Raw genomic sequence first — 23,758 nt, 5'->3', positions numbered from 1 at the left:
CGCGAAGCGGAGCCTCGTCTCCTGAGTGGCCCAACTGGAGCTGCGTCACCAGAGGCCCAAATCGGAAAACAAAACATGGAAAGCTCCTTAGGCAACATCACAGGCCGAAGGCTGAGAAACATGGCACACTCGGCATCGGGCGTGAGCCGTTGCGCCGCATCGCAATCATGAATGCGCACCCCGGACCGAGGGCCATGATGAAGGTGTCGAACCTCGCAACCTCCGGAGCACCGCGTTGAACAGCGGCAGGGCGAAGCTCGATCAGCTGCTTTCGAGGCCCGACATCACCGAGATCATGATCAACGGCCAACGAACCTTTATCGAGGTCCAAGGCAAAAAGCAGCAATCGGACCTCGTGTTCTCGGAGCAGGATCTCGCGGAGATCGTCGAGGCGCTGTTCACCAAGAGCGGCAAGGCCGTCTCACCACGCTTCCCCTTTGCCGATATTACGCTCCCGGACGGGGCACGCATCAATGTGATCATCCCGCCCCTGTCCCGCTACGGGACCGCGATCACCATCCGAAAATTTTCCCAAGATCTGCAGGGCCTGGATGACCTCATCGCGGCCGGCAGCATGAGCCGGAAGATGGCCGATTTCCTAGTCGCCTGCCTGAAAGGCCGCCTGAATATCCTCTTCAGCGGGGGGACGGGTACCGGCAAGACGACCACGATGGAGATGTTGTCCAGGTACATCGACGAGCGCGAGCGCATCATCACCATCGAGGACACCGCCGAGCTCAAGCTGCATCACGACGACTGGGTCGCCCTGGAGACGCGGCGCGGGGATGAGGATGGCCGGGGGGAAGTGACGCTACAGGATCTGATCAAGAACGCCCTGCGGATGCGCCCCGATCGCATCATCATCGGCGAGATCCGCGGCGAGGAGGCGCTGGACTATCTGCAGACCATGGCGACCGGGCATCGCGGGACACTCGCCGTCGTTCACGGCAGCTCGCCAAGGGAGATCATGGCCCGCCTGGAGACGATGATCCTCACATCCGGCATCGACCTGCCTCATGTCCAGATTCGGCAGATGCTCGGGACCTTCATCGATATCATCGTACAGCAGGAGCGTTTTCCGGACGGGGTCAGGAGAATAACCCACATCACAGAGGTGGCTGGGGTGCGACAACAGGACGTCGAGCTTCGGGATCTTTTCCTCTATCAAGGCTCGGAGGTCAGAGATAGTCCAACTGGCAGCTTCAAGACAGCTATTAGCAGCTTTCCTCGGTTCTATAGCGATTTTGTGCGATGTGGTTTACTTTCCGAGAACTTCTTCGCAAACTGACCTCTCATCATCAAAAGACGAGCACTGGCACCTCGGCTCGCACGCCGAAGTTTATTCCTCCCGTGCCACCCAACGTAACTTCTTTACAGCCGGGTCGGAAATACATAGTCTTCTGTGTTGCCCCTCCCGCCTCGAACGTCGCAGGAACCATCTGTCCCTCGTCATTCTTCATCTGAAGATCGAAATGCTGAACAAAAGAATTCCACCGCACCTCTCCGTCAGCGCTACTTGAGCTCCAGACAGTCACGGGATCTGTGCTCCAGTCCTCCATTTCCCACGGAGCCGTATTATCGATGCCGTCCACCCCTTCAGAGTCGGGATTCTTATCAAACATCCAAAGAACCTCAACCTGCACGGCACCGTACAACGGCGCACAGTGCCCAGTGAACTTACAATTCTCAATCACAGGCATCGTCCAAACTATCGGCTTATCCGGCCAACCATCTGCATCAGTATCAAGATTGCAGTTGCTTTGCCAACGCTCAAACAAATCAGAAAACACGTTTTGATCTTGCCCATTCTTTACCTGCATATCCTCCCCGACGTAAAGCTCCCAAGGATTGCCGCTGCTAGTATCGCTGCAAATTCTATCGACAAAAGTGCCATAGCCAGTAAAACCACCTTGATCATTGGCTTTCGCGCCGCTGCACACGTCACTCGACCCAGGGGTGTTCCCTGGCTGAAGATAGTCTGTCCAGCCGCCGCTCTGATCCGTCTCCGGGATCAACCGGCCAACATGGCAACCGACATCGATCGTTTCCTGGCACATCGCGATAGGAACGTCCACTTCGTCTGGCGCGATTTTTCCCGCGAAACCGATATAAGCCACAGCAGTAGCCCGCCCCTGATAGGAATCTAGCTTCGCAAATAAGCCGAACAAGCTTGGATTCAAGCGTGAAGCCTGAACGCGCACGGCGTTAATGTCGTCAGTGTCGCTATTCAAATCGTCCAGATCCTCACCAGGGGGATCGAAAAGCGGACGAAACTTTCCGTTTGTGTCGCTCAAAGAGGACGGCGAGGTGGTAGCATTTGGAGTGAAAAAGCCCCCCCTCTTGATCTCGTTAGCTTCGTCGGTACTTTCGTCGGGCACTTGCTGAAAGGCCCAATGTCCGCGTTCGACCGTAATCGTCGCGCCCGCGTCGGCCAAGTTGTCTTCAGCAAGGGAGCGCGCCGCGTTGTCGGCCGATGTGATGCCCGAGCCGCATTGATCATCCGTGTGATTCAGTAGTCCATCATCGCAATAAAGCATCCTTGCGCCTTCCAAAGCAGCCGCATCGACGGACCGCTGAAGAGCCGCCTGCCACATCAGCACATTACCCATATCAACCGCAAAGGCTCCCATCGCGAGCAATGGGACGATCACCAGAATGAAGTGAACAAGTGAGGCGCCCCGTTGTTGACGCTTGTGCAGACGAACGGTCATGATCGCTCCCTCACCGATATCAATCTACCAACGCACGCATGCCAGTTTGTGCCCGCAAACTCATTTCTTCCCGCAATGAACTAGAGAGTAAGAAATCCGGTATCGCAACGAACTGAAAGGGACAATCAATGGTGGCAATTACTCGATCACCTACCTCGGGATCGGAGTCTGATACACCGCAGCAACAGTCATTCTGCACAGCGTCACAGTCGTTACCATTGGCACAAACGTATGCGGCCCTACCCCATGGGATGGATGAGGCTAGAACAGCGTTGACTGAGTCTTTCCAATCAGCGTTTCCACTAATAGCTTCGCGGGCGCCTACCCTGCTCGCCTCGAGAACAATGCTCTTATCGGAGTAAGCAACACCAAGCTCGACGAATATAAGTGCAAAAAAGATCAACCACGGTGCCAGCAACGTAAACTCGACGATCTCGTTTCCGCGCTGTTTCTTTCTTGATGAATGGGCTTTCACGCACCACCTCACTAAAGATCCGCCTCTGTACTGACACCCCAGACCTCGCCATCCGCGTCTCTATAACCCACTCCCGCAGTGAGGCTCGGGCTCACCAGACCGATGAGGCTGGTCAAGGTGAAATAACGGTGCTCGTTTCTTAGCTTCAGAGAAGTCGTGGCAGACGAAATGTTGCGCCATATCCGGTCTGGACTTGTGCCTTCAGGTGCGTCTGCCGGGGACAATGCAACAGCAGGGGAATCGAACTCTCCATTGCGAGGGTTAATTGTCAATAGAGAAAAATAGTCGATCGTGGAATCAATTAGCTGCTCATGGACTGCGATCTGCTGTCTCGGATTATTAGGTTTCCAAGCCCCAGCATCGTTATGGTAGTAGTTGTCAGGATCGATCCAAAACAACGTCCCCTGCCGTGCAGCGTAACGGGCCCCTTGATTCAGAATCTGCTGATCGAACATCAGCACGGAGACGTCGATGATTATGAAACAAAAGAGCAAAAACGGGAAAATCAATAAGGCGAATGCGACAAGCTCATTACCTTGCTGACGCTTCCGCCGCCCAGCCCATCGCTTCAGCCGCGCTTCCGATCGTCTTATGTGCATCATGATTGTGCCTCAGAAAGGCTGATCATCCCTAAAGATGCCACATGATGTGGCTAGCAGTCTTTGAAGCAAGATACTCGGTAGCGACGCAGCAACTCGGCAAGCATCACACCCACGTCATCACGGCCCCGCATGCCCCTGCAAAATCGCAACCCGACGCTCGTTCTCATCGGCCAAGGCGTAGAACTGGGGAGAAAGCCGCTTGGCCTCGGCGAAATAGCGACGCGCCGTGTCCAATCTACCCTCCATCATGGCAATATAGCCTATGTCATTATAGGCCTTAGGAAGCTCTTCGACTTTTGAAAGCGCCTCGACGGCCTGCTCGTATCGTTTCTGGCGGGCATAGACCAGGGCAAGATTGCGCCAGGCGCGCTCATAGCGGGGATCGAGCAGCAGAGCTTTCCGATAAGCGGCAATGGCCTGCTTCCAGTTGCCCTCGAGATAGCGCGAATACCCGAGATTGTTGTGCAGGGACGCGACCCTTGGTGTCGCGGCGAGGGCCTTCTCGTAGTGGGCTTGGGCACTGGCGAAGTCGCGGTCCAGGTCCGCGATGACGCCGAGCGCGTTGTGAGCCTCGGCCAGTCCGGGCTCCAGGCTCACGGCCTTCGCCAGATTCTGTTTGGCCTCCTCGTACTTGCGCTGCTTGAGGAGTAGGACCCCGAGACCGGCCAGCGCCTGCGGGCGGTTAGGATCGATCTGCAATGACCAGCGATACCCCATTTCGGCGAGTGCCGCCTTGCCGCGCACGGCATGAATGCGCCCGATCTTCTCCAGTGCCTCCGCGCTGCCCTCATCCAGCTCCAGGACGTGGATGTAGTGGAACAGCGCCTTGTCCAAGTCGCCGTCGAGGGCGGCGATGTCGCCACGCCGCATCGCCTCCGCCGCCGACCCGGAAGGCAGCTCGGTACCGAAGGCGACCTTGGACTTGCCCTCGTAGAGCACGTCGTAGAGCCCCTCGGAAGGCCCGTCGGCCTTGTCGCCGCCGAGCGACGCGCAGCCGCTGAGCAAGAGACCAACCGGAAGGGCCAGGGCCAGCAGCCAGCGGAAGGAATTCGGTGACCGTCGCCGCATTGGTGGTCCTCACTGAGCGGTTGAAGATTGAGTGCTAGTTTCCGAAGTCACCGAGCACACTTGCCTTAAACGCACGGATGGCGCCCAAGATCGCCGGACCGAGCACCACGAGCAGGAAGCTCGGCATGATGCAGAGCACCAGCGGGAAGATCATGAGGGTGCCGACCCGTGCCGCCTTCTCCTGGGCTCGCTGGAGGCGCTTGTCGCGCAGCTCGTCGGCGTAGATCCGCAGGGTCTCGGCGATGCTGGTGCCGAAGCGCATGCTCTGCAGCAGCATGGCGACCAGGGTTTGGATGTCCTCCAGCCCGGTGCGCTCTTCGAGATCCCGGAGGGCCGCGCGGTTGTCCATGCCCGCCCGCGTCTGCATGGAGAAGAGCGACAGCTCCTCGGCGAGGTCCGGGTGTGTAATGGTGATCTCGCTCGAGACACGCTGGATTCCGGCGCTCAGCCCTAGGCCAGCCTCGGAGCAGACGACCAGCAGGTCCATGGCATCCGGCAGCCCCTTGCGCAAGCGATCCTGCCGGCGCTGGGCGCGCCTACGCAGGATCAGGTCGGGAATCAGGTAGCCCAGGAGACCGGCGAGCAGCAGGTAAAGCAGCAGGTCCTCCAGCGCCATGGTGCGGCCCGTGAGCTTGAGGGTGGCGAAAAGGACTGTCGGGACGAGCAAGGTCGCGAGGAGCTTGAGCCCGTAGAACACCCGGATGGTGCCATCCTCGTTGTAGCCGGCGTAGCGCAGGATCTCTTGCGTGGAGCCGCGCTTGGAGGCGCTTCGGGGCATGAAGATGCCGCCAAGGGCCGCAATCAAGCCAGGGCTGGATTCCTTGGGCGCGGGCATTCCAGGCACTTGCTTGACGGATTCGACCCGCCTGCGCAGCGGATTCCAGGTACCACTGGCGACGAAGTAGAGCGCAAGCGCCAGAATGAAGACGGCCACGCCGATGAGCACGGAGTAGAAGGTCTGCAGCCCTGCGGGGTCAGTTCCGAAGAGCTCTTGCAGCACGGGGAGATTCAGCAGCCAGTCGAACATCACCAGTCTCGCTCAGACATCGACCTTGGTGACGGCGCGCAGCCAGATCACCCCGATCACGAGAAGAACGAAGGCGTAGGCCACGAACCGGCGGCCCTCCGGATCTTCGGTGAGCATGGGGATGAACTCGGGATTGATGAGCGTCAGCGCCCCGACCATGAAGAACGGCAGGAGGGAGAGAATCCAGGCCGCGAGCCGTCCCTCGGCGGTGAGCGTGCGCAGGCTGCGCTGAAAGCGGAAGCGCGTGCGCATCATCTCCGCCAGCTTGTCCAGCAGCTCCGCGAGATTGCCCCCAGTTTCGCGCTGAATCATGACCGAGGTCACCATGGCCATAACCATCACGCTGGGTACCCGCTCGAGCAGACCTAGCATGGCGCTGCGGGCGTCGCCACCATAGTTGATCTCGGTGAAGACGATGCCGAACTCCTTGCCGGCGGGCTCCTTCATCTCCTGTGAGACCAGTTTCAGCGCTTCCGTGAAGGGCAGACCGGCGCGCATGGCGCGGGCCATGATGGTCAGCGCATCGCCGAACTGCTCCTCGAAGCGGTTGAGCCGCTTGGCGCGCTTGCGCTGCATCCAAAACAGCGGCGAGCTGCCGGCGATTAGCGCAAAGACGGGAGCAGCCAGCCCCCAGCCGAACAAGTAGACGGCAAGCGCACCACCGGCCACCAGGAAAGCCAGGCAGACCATCACCAGGCGATGCGGATACTGCTCCGAGCCGGCTTGGTCGAGCAGCGTCTGCAAGCGGTCCATCCCCGGCAGCTCCAGCAACCGCAGCTCGAGTGGCGACAGATTCTTGATGTACCGCTCGCGCACCAGCGACACATGGCGCTCCGCGCGCGTGTCGGTCGAGAGGTTCCTGATCCGCTCACGCAGGCGCTTACGCGACTGGCTGCTGCTGCCCATCAGGGGTCGCACGAAGGACTGGCTGAGCAGCAGGCCGACGATGAACACCATCAGCAGGAAGATATCCTGGTCAGACATGAAAAGCTCCCTGCGCTATTTGGTGTAGCCTGGGTCGAAGACGCTGACTTCCAAGTCCAGACCGCGCCGGTTCAGCTGATCGAAGAACTTGGGCACCACGCCGGTCGCCATGAAATGGCCGCGGACGCTGCCGTCGCGGTCGACGCCCTCGCGCTCGAAGCGGAAGATCTCGGACATGGTGATGATGTCCCCTTCCATGCCATCGAGCTCTTGGACGCTGACGATGCGGCGGCGTCCGTCTTCCTGGCGCTCGAGCTGCACGACGACGTCGAGCGCCGAGGCGATCTGAGCGCGGACCGAGCGGCTCGGCAGGTTGACGCCAGACATGGCGACCATGCTTTCGATTCTGGTCAGACCATCGCGGGGCGAATTGGCGTGAATGGTGGTGAGGGAGCCGTCGTGGCCGGTGTTCATCGCCTGCAGCATGTCCAGCGCCTCGGCGCCGCGCACCTCGCCGACCACGATCCGGTCCGGGCGCATACGCAGGCTGTTCCGGACCAGCTCGCGCTGGCTCACCTCGCCGCGGCCTTCGATGTTGGGCGGGCGTGTCTCCAGACGAATGACGTGCGGCTGCTGCAGCTGCAGCTCGGCGGAGTCCTCGATGGTGATCACGCGCTCTTCCGGCGGGATGAAGCCGGACAAGGCGTTGAGCAGGGTGGTCTTACCGGTTCCCGTGCCGCCGGAGATCAGCACGTTGAGGCGTCCCTTGACGATCGTCCTGAGCAGGGTCGTGATGGTCGGCGTCAATGCGCCAAGCTCGACGAGGCGCTGAACGGTCAAGCGCTCGGCGGGAAAACGGCGGATGGACATCACAGGCCCGTTGAGGGCCAGCGGCGGGATGATGGCATTGACGCGGGAGCCGTCCTGGAGCCGCGCATCGACCATGGGCGAGGACTCGTCGATGCGCCGCCCGACGCGCGAGACGACGCGGTCGATGATGGTCATGAGGTGGCGCTCGCTATCGAAACGGGCGCTGGAGAGCTCGAGCCTGCCGTTGCGCTCGACATAGATCTGGTCGGGTCCGTTCACCAGGATGTCGGAAATGCCGTGATCGGCGAGCAGACCCTCGAGCGGACCGAGACCCAGGATCTCGCTCTCGATCTCCTTGACGATCCGCTGCCGCGTCAGCGCATTGAACGGCAGGGACTGCTGCGTCATCAGACGCTCGCAGACGTCCTGGATCTGGCTGCGCGCCTCCTTCTCCTCCATGCTGGCCAGCAGCGAGAGATCCATCATCTTCACGACCCGCTGCAGGAGGTCTTGCTTGACTTCTTGCTCGTTCAGGGACAGGCCAGCGCCAAGACGCCCGCCGAGTCCGCGCCGGTGCAGCGGATTGTCTTGTCCAAGCTCGTTGCTGCTGCGTTCGGAAAAAAGCGGGGAGCGGGCTTGAGTCGGATCCATGGGTCAAGTACCTGGTTAGTGAGCGCGCGGCAGCCAAGCGAGCGGCCCGCGTCGGGGCGGCGTTGAGCCGGGCTTGTCGACTTGCGCGAACGACTCCTCGAGCGCTAACAGAGATTTGCAGAACGGCGAGCGCGGTGCGTGCTGGAGCAGCGGTATACCTAGATTGATGCTCTGGGAAACATTGGCGTAGTCGTTCGGAAGCCCCTCGACCCGCACCCCTGGAAGAGCGCCACTGAAGTCCTTGAGGGTCAATTCGCCACGTTTCTGATAGCGGTTGACGATCACCAGAAGCCGATCCGGCGTGATCCCCAGCACACCGTCGAGGACACCCACGAGCCGCTTGATCTCTTGCAAGTGGGCGACGGTCTGCTGCACCACCAACATGACGCGGTCGGAGCGGTCGAGCACGGCAGCGCTTGCCTGATCGATGCGCCTTGGCAGGTCGATGACCAGGTCCTCGAAGGCCTCGTCGAGCACCCCGAACAACTTGGCAACGCGCTCTTCGTGGATGTCATCGGGAAGGACGAGACCCTCGGCCGCGGCCGAGAGCAGATAGAGACCGCTGGGGTGCTTCTGGGTATAGCCTTGCAGGGCCGACTCATCGAGCGAATCGACCATCTCCAGCGCGCGGACCAGACCGCTGCGCGATTGGAGGTTGAAATAGGTGCAGAGGCTGCCGAACTGCATCTCGAAGTCGAGCAGTACGACACGGCGGTCCCGACGCTCCGCGAGGATGTGGGCATAATTGGCGGCGCAAATGCTCGCGCCGCTGCCGCCCTTGCCGTTCATGAAGGTGGTTACGCGCGCCGAGAGTCCGCCGTGGCGGTCATGCTCTTCCGTCGCGAGCCGATCCAACGCCGGAATCAGCTCGTCGCCTGTCGGTGGAAGGGTGAAGAAGTCCCGCCCCCCCAGCCGCATGGCCATCCGCAACAGCTCCGTATCGCCCGGAGGTCCAACCACCAGCAGAGGTTTGCCCGACGGCGTCTCCTTCGGGAAGCAGGCACTGAGCATGCCGCGCCAGTCCTTGTCGAGCACAAGCACCACGGCATTGAACGCGCTCTCAAGCTCCGAGATGGACTTGTCTTCGCCGTTACCGATGGCGCGGGCGGTCACCAGGAACTGACGCTGATTGGATAGCAGGGCCTCGAGCTCAGAGAAGGCTAAATTTGGGCGTCCGGCGAGCAAGATTTTTAATGGGTGACGCATATCGATCCAACAATCCATTCATGGGTGGGGCGGCGTCGATCACAGATCAGTCCGGCTTCCCGCTGGAGGGTGGACAAGCGCAGAGACTGTGAAAGTATTCCGGGCGCACCGCGAAGACCGCATCTTGCCGTAGGTTGGGCCGACGCAGGAGGCCGAACAATCAGCGCCTTAGGCCGACCGCCATGTTGAGCTTCGTACCTCAGCCCAACCTACGCAGAATTTCTTCACAGTCTCGCAGCTCAGTCCACCAACGCCGGCACGGGATTCAGTGGACTTGGCGATCGCTCGTCCACCCTAAAGAGTCCGACTGCCGATCAAGGCCGGTGGCGCCTTTCAGCCGTCCCGTTCCAGTGGCGGATGCTCCCGGCGCTGGCGACTCAGAAGAACGCTCGACCTCAGTTACCGACGTTGATGCTGAGCGTGTCATCCACTGCATTGAAATCACCGACATCGCGCCGATAGGCCTGCAAGGCCGTCATCGCCTTCACACCACTCAGTCCCGGCGCATTGCTGGCAGGGTCAGCGGTTTGCATAGAGAGGCTCTGACGAACGGACTCGCCGAACTGGGGTGAATATCCCTCCCCTCCATCCGTGGCACAGCCAACCATGAGCAGGGTAGCAGAACAACAGAGAAAGAAAGGCGTCATCAAGCTGCGGCCACCTTTGGCGATCATAGCCTTCCCCCGTTTCAGAGATCGTGACCGAAGTAACCTTCACTGCCGCTGGTGTCGGGACTCATCCCGCCACCCGTGCAGGTGAACGCGGTGCGCTGGCTGCGGTCCTTGCAGGACTCGAGCCGCCCCATGAGATAGAACTCCAAGTCGTCGGGCTCGACGAAATCGTCGGTGGGCAGACGGACGTAATCAGGACTGTAAGATCGCGCGAGTCGCGGCGTGACGAAGATCATAAGCTCCGTCTGTCCCTTGACGAACTCTTGACTGCGGAACAGCGTTCCCAGGACGGGGACGTCGCCGAGTCCGGGAAACTTATCGACGTTCTCGCGCAGCCGCTCGCTAATGAGGCCGGCGATGGCGATGGTCTCTCCCGTCGTCACCTCGACCGTCGCATTGGCGCTTCGCTTGGTCAATGCGGGAACGAAGAAGCTCGCACTGGTACCAGTGCCAACCGTGACGGCGTTCTCCGAAGTCAGCTCGGAGACCGTGACGTTGACTTTCACGCTGATCAGCCCCGAGTCCAGTACGACGGGGATGAACTGCAAACCCACTCCATAGTCCTTGTATTCGATGGTGGTATTGCCGTTGTCTTGGGGGACGGGAATCGGAAATTCGCCACCAGCGAGAAAATTGGCCTCTTGGCCGCTCAATGTGGTCAGGTTCGGCTCTGCCAAGATCTTGGCGAGTCCGTTGTTCTTGGCGGCATCGATCACGACACTCAGCAGGTAATCGCTGCCCAAGGAATTCAAGAAGAGCGCGCGGTCCTGAGAGCTGAAAGCAGGAATGCCTACCGACCAGTTGTCGTCCACTGGGATGGTGGTACCAGTACCGCCCGTTCCGATCCGAATCGCTTGGTCGCCGCCGAATAAGCCGGTGAAGTTGATGTCGAGCCGCTTGACCAGGCTCCGGGTGATCTCCGCAACCCTGACCTCAAGCATCACCTGCTGCGAGCCGCCGACCTGCAGCAGATTGAGCACGGCCGCGCCATTGCTGAAGCTGCTGGCCAGTTGCTGCGCGGCGGCGGCCTTTTCGGGACTCGAAACGGTGCCGCTCAGCACCAGACTGCCCTGCGCCGAGCGCACCGCGACCTGCTCTCCGGGCATCACTTCATAGAGGCGGCTCTTGAGCAGCGCCAGGTCGGGCGTCACTTCCAGGACGATCGGCCGACCGATCAGCTTGCTGTCCGCCCCCCAAAGAATCATGTTGGTAACGCCCAGATCCTTGCCGACAACGTAGATCTGGGCACTCTTCCCGCCGCCGCCCGGATCGATGACGATGATGTCCGCAATGTCTTGATCGGCGACCGAGACTTGCTCGATCTTGGGCAAGTTGGAGGTCAGTTTGACCACACGCGACTGGCTCAACGCCACTGTGACCAAATCGCGGTCGGAAGTATCGGCGACCGGCGTCACGCGATTCGCGGCGCGAGCCGAGTACGGAGTGGACGGAAGCAGCACCGCCATCATCAGGCCAATGCATGCGAATAAGGTGATTCCCCGCAGGCTACCGAGAGAGCGGCAGCGCTTCGTCCTTTGCCTCTCGGTACGCTGTTTGTGATGCCCTTGTTTCATGATTGGCTCGTCCTAACTCCTTCGGAAACTCTGGCGATGCCGCGATGGCCGCTACCGCAACCGGCGTCTCGCCGGAAAAGGCCCTGGCAGAAAGATAGCCCAGCTCTTAAGGCTTGGCCGACTGCAACGGCACTCCGCTGTGCTCAGCGACGCAGCTCCGCGTCCCGCGCGAAATCAAGTCCGGTGAACTCGCGCTGCTTGTGCAGTCGTCGAATGACGAGCACGGTCTCTGGCTCGTAAGGTGCTTTCGCCTGATTCGACGCAACGGCTGGAGGTGCGGGTGGTGGCTGAACGGATTCTTCCTGTTCGGTTTCGGCGACAGTCGGCGGCGCTTCGCGGTTATCCTCCATGGGGTTGCGCAGGGTGAACTGGACCTTTCCCTCATTCGTCGCTTCCGCGATCTCTTCAGCCTGGTTGGGATCCACTTGCAGGGTCACCGCCCGCACCAGCACCGGGTCGTTCTTATCCTGGGAGGCGGTCTGATCGACGGCCAGCACCTTGAGATTGCGGAGCATGGTTTCCGTCCTGGCCCCGCCCGAGCCCCCCTTGATCGAGATCAGATCCACCCGGTTGCCCGGGAGCATGAATCCCGCAACGCCAATGACATCATTGACCCGGACGGTGATCGCACGCTTGCCCTCAGGGACAACAGCAGCCAATGCACTACCGCCCAGATGCTCGACCACGCGCCCCTCGATGAGCGGCTCGCCTTTGAAAAGAGTAGTAGCCGCGACACGGCCAATGACCTGCTGAGGATCTCGAAAGACCTTTTCAGGCAAGGCAGCCGCCGGCAGCCCGACCATCTTGATCAGGGTGGCATCGATCTGAGTGCCAAAGGGAATATCGGCGGCCGCGGCCACCACGTCCACCACCTCGACCTTGGCGCTGGCCAGCCGCCCCTCCATCCAGCGGTTGGCGGCAACCATCGCAAGCCAGGCGAGCCCGACCGAGACCAATAGAACCAGGATGCCACGCAGATTCATTCCGAGTCTCCTTGAGTGCGGTCTCCAACCGCCGCGCTTGGGGTCACGAAATAGTTCTCCCAGGCCCAGCGCAAGGCCGTCTCATCAATGGCCTGAGATCCCTGATAGCGGCTGAAGTCTAGCGCCAATCCAAGCAGATCGCGTGGATGGCAGGGCAGCAGAGGTACCCCTCTTGGCCCATACAGCTCTGCGATCAGGAAACTCACCAAATCGGCATTCCAGGGAACCGAGCTTTTCTCGCACTCCTGGCGAAAAATCGCCTCGTATTCTTTGCGCGTGCTCGGTACGAATGCGATCTTGTAGCCGAGCCGCCGGAGAAAGGCGTCGTCCGCCAAACTGAGCGGGTCTAGGTTGGTCGAGAATACCAGCACCTGGTCGAACGGTACGGTGAAATGCTGCCCACCCTTGAGGGTGAGATGATCGACGCGCTCTTCGAGCGGGATGATCCAACGGTTGAAGAGCGCCGCGGGCGACACCCGCTGACGCCCTAAGTCGTCGAGCAACAGCAGGCCATTGTTGGCGCGCAGTTGAAGGGGGGCACGATAGAGTCGCGTCGATTCCTCATAATTGAGGTCGAGCATATCGATCGTCAGCTCGCCGCCGGCAATGACGGTGGGTCGCCTGCACAGGGCATAGCGCCCATCAAAGCCTTCGCTGAGCATCGCCGAAGCTGGCTCACCGCGCTCGACGATCTCATGCACGCCCGGATCGAGACAGCGAATGGTGCTCTCACCGACCGCGATCGCATGGGGAACTAAGATGGGTGGGCCGAGCAGCCGGTTGAGGCGCCGCGCAATGAAGCTCTTGCCGGTCCCAGCGGGGCCATAGACGAACAGGGGTCGTCCCGAGTTGACGCCAGGACCCAGTCGGTCCAAGAGATCGCTGCTAATGACGGTATCCGCGAATGCCGCGCGCACCGTATCGCGGAACAGCCGACGCCGCGCCCCGGACTGGAATCGGACGATGCGTGCGTAGTCTTCCAACAGCACTGGCGCAGGACCGACATAGCCGTCCCGCAGCAAGGCATTCTCGGCCGCGAGCCTGCCGCGCTCGGTGAGGCTGAAGCGCAGAAAGACGCTTCCCGCCACGGCGCCTGCCACCTCGACCCGTCCGGATCTGCGCAGAAAACCCAGTATCTCCTCGATCAGCCCCCCACTCATGCCCATCCGGCTGGCGAGCATGCTCAGATCCAGCGTTCCAGACTGGGCGAGGTGTTTCGAGACGAGATCGGCGAGGAAGGCTTCCGAGAGACCTGTCTCAGGGAGAACGGCAGGACGCGGAGCAATCTCTGCGAGCATCTCTAGGGATGCATCCGTTGGAACTTCGCCGACCTTCAAAGAATTCGCTCCAACTTATCAATCCTTAGATGACAGTCGTCGGCCTACGGGAGTCAAAGAAGCCAACACCTCGAGTCCACGAAGACACCCCTCAAGCGCAGAAATCGTCGCATTGCGCCTCTAATCGAACAAGCCTTAGCGTGACCACAAGAAGAGGATCGCCGTCGAAATCGCAATTGGCACCGCCATGGGCAACTGCTCACGCAGCACCTCGCCGGGCTCCGGGGGGAAGTATTGAAAACGGCGTGTTGAAGAAAACGCGCTCACCATACGGCGGTAACGCCCCCAAGGCCAAACGGCCCCTCGGCGCAAGCCAGCATCCAGCATGATCAACAGGGCCACCGCACCCGCGGCGATCACTGTCACGAGCAATGCACCGGGAACCGCCGTAGGGCCAAGCATGACGGATACGGCTGCGAACAATTTGACGTCGCCGGCGCCCAAGTGGCCGACCAGGTATACCGGAAAAAGGATGCCGAATGCCAAACCAAGCCCCGCTAGCCCCATCATCAGCCCCCACGCACCGCCCACCCCGAGCTGCGCGACGAACCCGAAAAACGCCACGATGATCACGATCGCATTCGGGATCCGAAGGGTTCGGAAATCACTCCACGCTGCAATCAAGAGAACTGTCAACTGAGCCCAAAAAAGTGAAGCCGGATAAGGCTGCAGAGACTCAATCATCCTAAGAAGAGGCCGCGCACACAGAATACTATAAGGCGGAGTTGATCGATTTGACCCAACACTCCAGTTAGACTAAGGGTTCAGCGGTCATCCGCAGCATGCCCCGGATGTACTCTGATAGTCCGTCGTTGGCGCGGCAGATACGCGGCGTCTGAGCCTAAGCATCGCCGCCGGCCAGATCTATTCGGGTCAAAGCGCCCAACGGCTCCTGTACTCTCAAGATCTTACTCTCTGTAAGTCGATGAACAAGGCCTTCGTTATCCTGCATCAAGCGGATGCCTGATGCGCACCGCTTACGCCAGCTGAAACATCGAGCTCAGCGCGCGAGGGAATTTGCCGCATTTCGTTAAGCACAACGAAATAGCCGCGTCGAAGATCAATTGGCCCGGTTTCCCGACCTGCGGCCACGTAAGAATATCCGCAGGCCCAGACTCGACTTTGACCGTATTCTCTCACCAGCAGCCCTTTTTAGGATCATAGTGCTACGAAGCGCCAGAGATTTACCGAGGGGTCAAATTTCCGCGTTTGTGTGCCTTGACCGCCTCTAAGTTTCCGCCTTCGCTGAATTCCAAGCACTTAGCTCACCGCGAGAGTCCCAACAATTGCCAAAGTCGAGCCGGACACTTCTGACCTAAAAAGGGTGCGACCCGACCGTCAAGCGACGTTCACGACACCAAAGCATGCCATTCAGACTAGAACCCATTCCTAATTAGAGAAGGCGTTGCCGCTCGCATCGGCAACCTCGTCCCCTGCGCTTTCAATCGCACCGCCGATGTCGTCAAGCGTACCACTTACTTGGTCAGTCAAAACGCCCCATGCAAGGAGGGCGGCGATCGCCACAAGCGCTGCGATCAGTGGCCAAGAAACAACCTCATTTCCCTCATCGTCCCGCCAAAACTTCTTCAAAACGCTAAGAATTTTCATCTCGAGTAGTCCTCCAAACAACACGAAATTCAGTTAACTGTCCCGCAGGTCCCTCGCCCGCCCCAACGACCCGCACACAGAGTAGACATCAGGCCCCGCCGCCACGCAATTCAGTAAAAGTACTCATGCGCAAAAATAGACAAGAAAAACAGAAATTTAACGTCGGGTGTAAAGACACCGACGGCTACCAAAGGTAGCCTCGAAGCCAGGCAATGGGACACGTCGCGCGCCGATCGCCAACGCTGGCGCGGGATTCGGTGGACTTCGCTCTCGGGCGGAGACCTGATCCTTTCAGACTACCTACTACAGCTGGTTGCCAGCCGCTTCCATTGCGTCCCCGATCGCTTGCAGGGTGCCCGACGGCTGCTCGCGTAAAGTCCCCCAAGCAAGTAGGGCTGCAATCGCCACTATCGCAGCAACGAAAGGGAACGAGACGATCTCACTGCCTCGGTCCTCCTGCCAACACTTCCTAAGCAGATCACGGACTGTCATAGCCATCGTAAAGCCTCCGAGCTCCCGAAAAATTCAGCAAACATGGCGCCGATCATCGATTGGCCAGGCCTCCCGCTGCAGGGTGGACAAGCTCAGCGCAGTCCACCAACGCCGGCGCGGGATTCGGTGGACTTCGCTCTCGCTCGTCCGCCCTACCGGTCCAACTGACGATCAAGGCCGCGAACATCAGCAGCCTATCGAAGGCCACGGGACGAAAATTCCGTCTCTGTCACATAACGGGAATGCACGCTTTAGTTGTAACATCGTTCCTCGCGACGGCACATACGCTCTTGAGTTTAGCTCAACCATTGCTAGACTCGGCTCGCTGGCTCCCGGACTTCAATCGCGATCGACGGCGGCGACACGGAGAGGCGCCCCTCATAGTAGAGGCGCTGGGTCGCCGAGCGTCGATCATCGATTGGCCCGGCGTCCCGCAGTAGGGTGGACAAGCTCAGCGCAGTCCACCAATGCCGGCCTGGGATTCGGTGGACTTCGCTCTCGCTCGTCCACCCTACCGGTCCAACTGACGATCAAGGCCGGTCGCCGAATTCGATGGAGCCTCGCTAAAGCTGCTTGAGCACGCGCTGCAAAGGTAAGGGATCTTGTATTGTGAGGGAGCTCCAAGTCGTGCAAACGCGATCTAGCCCTTTCTTGGCTCTTTCCCGCGGCCTTGCGGTTCTCTTTGCGTCTGCGCTGCTCATCACCACATTTGCCGCCTCCGCCGCTCAGCCCCTCTTCCAACAGCTCCTGCTGACCGAGGATGCAGACATTTTGCTCGAGTGGGGAAAGCGCTACCTGCACGGCGTACTTGCGCCGCAAGAGATCGACCGCGCCATTGAGCTTTACTGTGCGGCGGCGCGCCTTGGCAGCACAGAAGCAAGTTATCGGCTGGGCGAGATCTACTCGCGCACGCTGACAGGGAAGACGGACGAAGTGCTCGCGGCTGGCTGGCTCACGCAAGCGTCCGTCGCCGGGTCTTCCTCCGCCGCGCGCCTGCTCTCGCAGTGGGACCTGACCCAAGTCGACGTCGCGGTCGAGCCGGCATGCGTGCTGAGTCCAGCGATGATCGACCGCAAGGTCCCACGGGCTTCTCCATCGGCCACGAAGACGCTGATCGCCAGCCAATCCAAACCGTTGCCAGCCGTCAAGGGCCCAAGAAGCCCAGCCCGCCGCGATGTCGAGCGGCTGGTCCACGAAATCGCTCCCACCTATCGCCTGAATCCGGCGCTCGTGCTGGCGGTCATTCAAGTCGAATCGAACTTCAACGCAAAGGCGAAGTCGCCGAAGCAGGCGCAAGGACTGATGCAGCTCATCCCGGCGACAGCCAAACGCTTCGGTGTCGCGGACCCATGGGATCCGCGCCAGAACCTCCGCGGCGGCATGGCCTATCTGCGCTGGCTGCTCGATCACTTCGACGGGGATCTGCGCCTCGCCCTCGCGGGCTACAACGCCGGCGAGAACGCCGTGCGCAAGCACGGCGGCGTCCCCCCTTACAAAGAGACGCGCAACTACGTTCGCCGCGTCGCCCGCGCACTCGGCATCTCCGAAGCCGAGCTGGGAGCCGTGCCGACGGGCGTGACAGCTGGCACTGCGCAGCATCGCCCAAGCGGACCCAGCCCCGGCTGGGAGCGCCGCTTCTTTGGGCCTGATACATCGGGCTAGTCTCGATCTTTGGGCCTCCTGCGCCGGCTCCAGCAATCCGAGAATGTTGTGCATCCCCCAGCTCACCCCAGCTAGAGCCGGAACATTGAGGGCCAGGATGTCACCGACTCAGCTGACGGACATAAGCATCCGACGTCTCACTTGGGCCTTGGGGCTCGGGCTCGTTATTGGTCTATCGGCCTTTCTAGCGGTGGGGGAGCGAACAGGGTCTTCTTGGCTCCGCGGGGATTTCCCGGCCTTCTATGCAGCGGCCGAGATCGTCTGGAGCGGACAAGGCGCTGCGCTCTACGACCATGCCCTGCAGCGAGAAATCGAGAATCTTCATTGGCCGGAATTCAACGGCGACTTCTATGCCTTCGCCTACCCGCCGTTCTTCGCACTGCTCATCTCGCCCCTCGCCGCGCTCCCGCCACTGACCGCCAAGGCACTCAGCACTGCACTGCTTTTCGCCGCAGTTGTGGCAGCCATGCTGCTGATGCGGCCTTTCGCGCCTTTCTTTCGCCAGCAGACCTCCTTCGCGCTCCTCTATCTCCTGACCCTCGCTCCCCTCGAAATCTCGCTCTTCGGGGCGCAGAACACGGCGCTCTCCATCCTGTTTCTCGCGCTGAGCGAGCACGGCCGGCGAAGCGGCCGACATTGGATGACCGGCATGGGCGCAGCCCTGTTGCTCTATAAGCCCCAGTTCGGCGTACCGCTCTTCCTGTATCTGCTTGCGCGAGGGCAACGGGGCGAGCTGCGGGCCTGGGGAGTGACCGCGCTGGCGCTCTATCTGCTGGGCATCCCGGTGCTCGGCGCTGCCTGGCCGTTCGTCTGGGCCGAGGCGGCCACCGCCTTCGGCGGATTCAATTTCGCCATCAACGACCACAACATGATCACGCTGGCCGGACTGATCTACTGGCTCTCAGAGCAGCTCACTGGTGACGGTGCCAGTGGGCTAGCCTGGGCCTATGTGCTATCGACCCTTCTACTGCTGACGACCGCATTCCTCGTCCGTCGCGATCCGCGGCAGCTCGTCCTCGTCCCGTCGCTCATCCTGCTGCTTTCCCCGCAGACGCTCTTTTACGATCTGGGAATCGCCGTCTTCTTCCTGATGCGGCAGCTGCGCCCGAATTGCAGCCGCGACATGGCACTCCTTGCCGCAATCTGGCTCTACTGCGCCGTCGCCTTCGTGCTCCGCGAGCCCGCCGCCTTCCCATTCTTCGCCCCCGCACTCATCGCGATCCTTTGGGCTCAGGCGCACCGAGCAGCAAACGAAACAATGTCCTCACCGACTGACGCCCGGTCGACAGAGGCCCGCTTCGGCTCTAGGCGCTCCCGGGGCACGCGATGAAGGCTCGCACCAAACTGCTGCAGCGGGTGCTGCGACTTCTACTCCTGCTCGCGGCTCTATCGGGCCTCTGCGCCATCATCTTCGTCGCGGCTGGCCTGAGCTGGCTCGCTCGGATGGATCCCACCCGCGACATCAGCCTTGGCGAGCCGCTGCGGATCTTTTCCGCAGACGGCATGCTCATGGGGGAGCTCGGCATCCAGCGGCGCAGCTCCGTCGAGATCGCGGATATTCCGCAACAGCTCATCCAGGCCTTTCTCGCCGCCGAAGACAGCCGCTTCTTCGAGCACCAGGGGATCGACACGCGCGGACTCGCCCGCGCGGCCTGGCGCTATTTGAGATCGGGAGAGCCGCGCGAGGGCGGGAGCACCATCAGCATGCAGCTTGCTCGCAATCTGTTGCTGGGACCCGAAAAGACCTTAGAACGGAAGCTTGCCGAAATGCTGCTGGCCGTCCATCTGGAGCAGAACTTCAGCAAGGAAGAGATCCTCAACCTCTATCTGAACCGCATCTTCTTCGGCCACCGTGCTTATGGGGTCGCGGCCGCGGCAGAGGTCTACTACGGCAAGCCCCTCGCGGAGCTCAGTTTGGCGGAGGCGGCGACACTGGCCGGAATCCCGAAGGCCCCCTCCACCGCCAACCCCGTGACCAGCGCGCACCGCGCCTTGGCGCGCCGCAATCATGTGCTATCGCGGATGTCGGAGCTGGGCTTCATCGACCGGACTGACTACCAAGCCGCCATCAAGACGCCCAACACGGCGCGTTTGCACAGCTCGACTCCGGAGCTGGAGGCCGGTCATCCGACGGAGATGGCGCGCCGCATGGTTTTCGATCGCTTCGGCGATGCGGCCTACCAAGACGGCTATCGAGTCATCACGACCATCGACAGCAAGCTGCAGCATCTCGCGCAGAAGGCCGTGAGAGAGGCTTTGCTCGCCTATGACCGCCGCCATGGCTATCGCGGCCCGGAAGGTCATCTCGAGCAGGGAAACATGAATGACGCGGCAGCTCGCGAAGAGGCACTGTCCACCATGACACAGGTCCCTGGGCTGGAGGCGGCATTGGTCCTGAAGGCGGACACCCAAAGCGCAGGGCTCGCCCTCTCCGACGGTCGACATGCGACCCTCGGGCTCGGCGGCATGCGCTGGGCAGGGCGCTACCGCAGCGCGGATCGTCGCGGCCCGACGCCGCGCCGGGTCGATCAAGTGCTCAGCGTGGGCGATCTGGTGCGGCTGCGTCGCGGTCCGGACGATAGCTGGGAGCTAGCGCAGAAGCCGGCCGCGGAAGCCGCGCTCGTCGCCCTGGACCCCAGGAATGGCGCCATTCTCGCGCTCGCGGGCGGCTACGACTTTGGGACAAGCCAATTCAATCGTGCAGCAGATGGACGCCGGCAGACAGGCTCCGCTTTCAAGCCCTTCATCTACGCCACCGCGCTGACGCAGGGCTGGACACCCGCCAGTCTCGTCCGGGACTCGCGCGCAGCGATCCCCGCCGAGAATAGGGCTTGGAGGCCGAGCAATTTCGACCATCGCGCATTGGGGCCGATCCGTCTGCGTCCGGCGTTGGTGAAATCTCGCAATTTGGCGACGATCGACCTGCTCGGTCGCGTCGGGATCGAAGAGACCCGGGCCTTGGCGAGCCGCATGGGATTCGCGCGATCCGAGCTGCCTGCAGGCCTGTCACTGGCGCTGGGCGCGGGCTCGACCTCCCCGCTGCGAATGGCTGGCGCCTACGCCGTCTTTGCCAATGGTGGGTTCCGCGTAAAGCCCCACCTGATCAGGCGAATCGAGAACCTCGATGGCACCAGGCTGTTTCCAAAGGCGCACCCTCGAGCATGCAGCGATTGCTGGCTCAGCAAGGACCTTTTCCAGCGCCCGCTACCCGATACCGCGAGCCCCCCGGCCGCCCCACGGATCCTTGACCCTCCCGTCGCCTACCAGATGCACTCCATGCTCCAAGACGTGATCGCTGCAGGTACAGGTCGCCGTGCCAGGGCGCTCGGCCGAGCCGACTTGGCTGGCAAGACCGGAACCACGAACGAGGTTCGCGATGCCTGGTTCTGCGGCTATCAGGCCACGCTCACCGCCGTCGCCTGGATGGGGTTCGACACCCCTGCCCCACTCGGCCGTGGCGAGACCGGCGGCCAATCCGCGCTGCAGCTCTGGAGCGCCTTCATGGGACCGGCACTCTCAGGCATTCCAGAAGCGCAGCCATCCGTGCCTGATGGCATGGTCAGGGTCTCCATCGACCCAAGAAACGGGACCCTTGTCTCTGGCAACGACAGGACTGGGATCCTCGAATGGGTACGACAAGAAGACCTCGCATCCTTGCAGAGCCAGACGATCGTCCATGGCTCATTGATCGATGACAGCCAGTCGCCGGGCAGCTTGACGCCATCCATCATCGAGGAAGTCTATTGAGCCGCCTGATCGCCATTGAGCGTGATGGTTCGAGCTTCTCTCGGCAGCTCGCACACCAATCGTTTTCATCTATCAAGTCTTGTTACGGAGCAAAGGCATGAGCCGGACAGCTAAATTGACACTTGACCGGTAGGGTGGACGAGCCAGAGCGAAGTCCACCGAATCCCGCGCCGATGTTGGTGGCCCGCGCTGCGCTGGCCCACCCTCGAAAGACGACTGGCCGAAACGATGACCGCCGCCACATGCGGTCGATCGCGCACAGATCCATTTCCGCTCTCCAAACATCGATACTCAATGGCAACATGAATAGGGACAGCTGAAATGACACCCAGCACGGAAGGCCGCCGGCTACCTTGGCTGATGCTGACCCTGATTGCGCTCCTGTTTGCCGCAATCTCTCTGGCACATGGCTATCGAAAGCAGGCCGAGGACCCGTTCGCGTTCCTCAGCACGGATGACGCCATGCGTATGGTGCAGGTGCTGGATTTGAGGGACGGCGCCGGCTGGTACGACCTGACGCAGCGGCGCCTAGCCCCGCCTGATGGTGTGGTAATGCATTGGTCGCGCCTACCCGATTTGCCGCTCCTCGCCGTACTCGTGGTCGCGGAGCCGCTCGTCGGGCGCGAGGAAGCCGTCCGATTGGCGACATTGGTCGTCCCGCCAGTCTTGGGCTTGCTCTTTTTCGCCGCCTTCGTCTGGGCGGCCGCACCGCTGATCGAGCGACGTCGACTGCCAGTCGCAGGACTTGTCTGCATCACCTTGTTCTTGCCCCAGCTCAGCTTCCAGCCTGGCGCTGTCGACCACCATGGCTGGCATCTCATCTTTGCCATGATCGGCGCGGGCGCGGTGCTACGCGCAGCCAATGGGCGGATAGCCGACAGAGTCCTGGCTGCAGCCGGCGCCGCCGGGGCAATGGGACTTTGGGTGGGGACGGAAGCCGTACCCATCGTGTTCTTCGTTAGCGCTGCGCTTTCGCTGCATTGGCTCGTTGGCCACCAGAAGGCCGCCCGCAATCTGCTGATTTACGCAGGTGCAGTGACCCTGACCTCATTCCTTCTGTATCCGTTGGCGATTCCGCCGTCCAACTGGGCCTCTCGGGACTGCGACACCTTCTCGCTTGTCAGCCTAGGCCTGGCATTGGCGCTCCTCATCTTTTCAGTCAGCCTCGCCACCCTGGATCGACGACTTGCGTTCCACGGCATACTGCCCCGCCTCTCCTGCGCCGGGCTGATCGGCGCAGCCCTAGTCGCTTTGCTCCTTACCGTTTATCCGAATTGCTTGGCAGGACCATACGGGCCGCTGTCGCCCGAAACCGTCAGGCTCGTGAGTCTGATCAGCGAATCGAGGCCGCTAGCTTGGGTGATCAGCAACGCGCCCGCCCGGGCGGCATTTGTCTCCGCACTACCCGTCATCGCTTTGGGAATAGCACTGTCGCGGATATCGCGCGGGGATCCGGACAAACACCTTCTCTGGCTCAGCCTACTCACCCTCATCTTGGGCAGCAGTGCCATGCTCTTCTGGCAGATCCGCATGGGATCACTAGCCAACGCCTACTCAGGAATCGCCGTCTGCTGGTGGTTAGCTCAAGTCTGGAAACGGGCGCAATCGATTCGCTATTTGGTGGACCGTTTTTTCCTCAGGCTCGCTGCCCTACTCGCCGTACCCGCCCTTCCGTTCGTGTCCTTCCTCGCGGTAGCGGCGATGACGGACCAAACTGCCGACGAAGGTCCGCATCGCTGCGATCTAGCCAGCGCGGTGCAGCTGCTCAACAGTCCACCATTCAGTGAGTCCACACCCCTACTCATCGCCAGTCACGTCAACATTGGCCCAGCCCTGCTGCTGTTCACGCCGCATCAGGTGATCGCTGCGCCTTACCACCGGAATTCAGTAGGGCTGAAAGCGATTCGCGAGATCTTCAGCGGTGACGAAGCGCAAGCCCGCCGAACAGCCGCGTCTTTGGGAGTCGATCTCGTCTATATCTGCGGCGGTAAGTCGCGATTTGAGACTGCTGGAGCAGATTCAAGCCTACCTACTTTCTACGATCGGCTGGAGTCCGGCGATGTGGCGCCCTGGTTGACCGAGATCCGCCTGCCGAACGCGGAAGACAGGACTCGTTTCTACCGCATCAATATCGCGCGCTTGCAGCACTCGCAAGGTCGGTAGGATCGCTCTAGCAGCGTGCCACGCGCTAGGGCTCTTTCGTTCGCGAA

At 61.1% G+C, this 23,758-nt stretch carries 19 protein-coding genes; 5 read left to right on the top strand and 14 right to left on the bottom strand.

What is annotated here, in order from left to right:
* Window positions 1–235: 235 nt before the first annotated feature.
* Window positions 236–1,288 (top strand): TadA family conjugal transfer-associated ATPase, encoded by a 1,053-nt coding sequence (locus G3446_RS14245; protein WP_164453499.1) that lies wholly within the window; start codon window positions 236–238, stop codon window positions 1,286–1,288.
* 10 nt (window positions 1,289–1,298) lie between these two features.
* Here G3446_RS14245 and G3446_RS14240 read toward each other — a convergent pair whose 3' ends face one another.
* The 14 genes from G3446_RS14240 to G3446_RS14175 form a co-directional block, all read right to left on the bottom strand.
* The gene (locus G3446_RS14240) at window positions 1,299–2,711 is read right to left on the bottom strand and encodes a TadG family pilus assembly protein (protein ID WP_164453498.1); all 1,413 of its coding nucleotides are present in this window, start codon (window positions 2,709–2,711) and stop codon (window positions 1,299–1,301) included.
* Window positions 2,712–2,730: 19 nt separating this feature from the next.
* Window positions 2,731–3,186, bottom strand: coding sequence for a TadE/TadG family type IV pilus assembly protein (locus tag G3446_RS29185; RefSeq protein WP_164453497.1), 456 nt, complete (start codon window positions 3,184–3,186; stop codon window positions 2,731–2,733).
* 11 nt (window positions 3,187–3,197) lie between these two features.
* A complete protein-coding gene (locus G3446_RS14230) occupies window positions 3,198–3,788 on the bottom strand; it encodes a TadE/TadG family type IV pilus assembly protein (protein ID WP_164453496.1) in 591 nt (196 codons plus the stop codon).
* Window positions 3,789–3,905: 117 nt separating this feature from the next.
* Entirely contained in the window at window positions 3,906–4,856 is a 951-nt protein-coding gene (locus G3446_RS14225; RefSeq protein WP_164453495.1) for a tetratricopeptide repeat protein, read from the bottom strand.
* Between the two features lie 34 nt (window positions 4,857–4,890).
* A complete protein-coding gene (locus G3446_RS14220; protein ID WP_164453494.1) occupies window positions 4,891–5,883 on the bottom strand; it encodes a type II secretion system F family protein in 993 nt (330 codons plus the stop codon).
* A 12-nt stretch (window positions 5,884–5,895) separates the two neighbouring features.
* A complete protein-coding gene (locus G3446_RS14215; protein WP_164453493.1) occupies window positions 5,896–6,867 on the bottom strand; it encodes a type II secretion system F family protein in 972 nt (323 codons plus the stop codon).
* Between the two features lie 15 nt (window positions 6,868–6,882).
* Window positions 6,883–8,268, bottom strand: coding sequence for a TadA family conjugal transfer-associated ATPase (locus G3446_RS14210; RefSeq protein ID WP_164453492.1), 1,386 nt, complete (start codon window positions 8,266–8,268; stop codon window positions 6,883–6,885).
* A gap of 15 nt (window positions 8,269–8,283) precedes the next feature.
* Window positions 8,284–9,474 (bottom strand): CpaE/TadZ family protein, encoded by a 1,191-nt coding sequence (locus G3446_RS14205; protein ID WP_164453491.1) that lies wholly within the window; start codon window positions 9,472–9,474, stop codon window positions 8,284–8,286.
* 395 nt (window positions 9,475–9,869) lie between these two features.
* A complete protein-coding gene (locus tag G3446_RS14200; protein ID WP_164453490.1) occupies window positions 9,870–10,148 on the bottom strand; it encodes a hypothetical protein in 279 nt (92 codons plus the stop codon).
* A 14-nt stretch (window positions 10,149–10,162) separates the two neighbouring features.
* Window positions 10,163–11,611, bottom strand: coding sequence for a type II and III secretion system protein family protein (locus tag G3446_RS14195; protein ID WP_280818828.1), 1,449 nt, complete (start codon window positions 11,609–11,611; stop codon window positions 10,163–10,165).
* 251 nt (window positions 11,612–11,862) lie between these two features.
* Complete coding sequence (gene cpaB / locus G3446_RS14190; RefSeq protein ID WP_164453488.1) at window positions 11,863–12,702, bottom strand: Flp pilus assembly protein CpaB; 840 nt, start codon at window positions 12,700–12,702, stop codon at window positions 11,863–11,865.
* Window positions 12,699–14,000, bottom strand: coding sequence for a P-loop NTPase family protein (locus G3446_RS14185; protein ID WP_164453487.1), 1,302 nt, complete (start codon window positions 13,998–14,000; stop codon window positions 12,699–12,701). Before G3446_RS14185 ends, cpaB begins: the two co-directional genes overlap by 4 nt.
* A 174-nt stretch (window positions 14,001–14,174) precedes the next feature.
* Window positions 14,175–14,723, bottom strand: a complete 549-nt coding sequence (locus G3446_RS14180; protein ID WP_164453486.1) for an A24 family peptidase — start codon at window positions 14,721–14,723, stop codon at window positions 14,175–14,177.
* A 705-nt stretch (window positions 14,724–15,428) separates the two neighbouring features.
* The gene (locus G3446_RS14175) at window positions 15,429–15,647 is read right to left on the bottom strand and encodes a hypothetical protein (RefSeq protein WP_164453485.1); all 219 of its coding nucleotides are present in this window, start codon (window positions 15,645–15,647) and stop codon (window positions 15,429–15,431) included.
* A gap of 1,143 nt (window positions 15,648–16,790) precedes the next feature.
* Here G3446_RS14175 and G3446_RS28080 point away from each other — a divergent pair.
* The 4 genes from G3446_RS28080 (at window position 16,791) to G3446_RS14155 (ending at window position 23,711) form a co-directional block, all read left to right on the top strand.
* The gene (locus tag G3446_RS28080; protein ID WP_164453484.1) at window positions 16,791–17,801 is read left to right on the top strand and encodes a lytic transglycosylase domain-containing protein; all 1,011 of its coding nucleotides are present in this window, start codon (window positions 16,791–16,793) and stop codon (window positions 17,799–17,801) included.
* A 97-nt stretch (window positions 17,802–17,898) separates the two neighbouring features.
* On the top strand, window positions 17,899–19,131 hold the full coding sequence (locus G3446_RS14165; RefSeq protein ID WP_164453483.1) for a glycosyltransferase family 87 protein: 1,233 nt from the start codon (window positions 17,899–17,901) through the stop codon (window positions 19,129–19,131).
* A complete protein-coding gene (locus G3446_RS14160; protein ID WP_164453482.1) occupies window positions 19,128–21,548 on the top strand; it encodes a penicillin-binding protein 1A in 2,421 nt (806 codons plus the stop codon). Before G3446_RS14165 ends, G3446_RS14160 begins: the two co-directional genes overlap by 4 nt.
* A gap of 360 nt (window positions 21,549–21,908) precedes the next feature.
* Window positions 21,909–23,711 carry a hypothetical protein gene (locus tag G3446_RS14155; RefSeq protein WP_164453481.1) on the top strand — a complete coding sequence of 601 codons (1,803 nt, stop codon included), beginning with the start codon at window positions 21,909–21,911 and terminating at the stop codon, window positions 23,709–23,711.
* The last annotated feature ends 47 nt before the right edge of the window (window positions 23,712–23,758 follow it).

The organism is Thiorhodococcus minor (assembly GCF_010820565.1).
Lineage (GTDB): Bacteria > Pseudomonadota > Gammaproteobacteria > Chromatiales > Chromatiaceae > Thiorhodococcus > Thiorhodococcus minor.
This window is presented reverse-complemented; position numbering and strand designations above follow the sequence as displayed.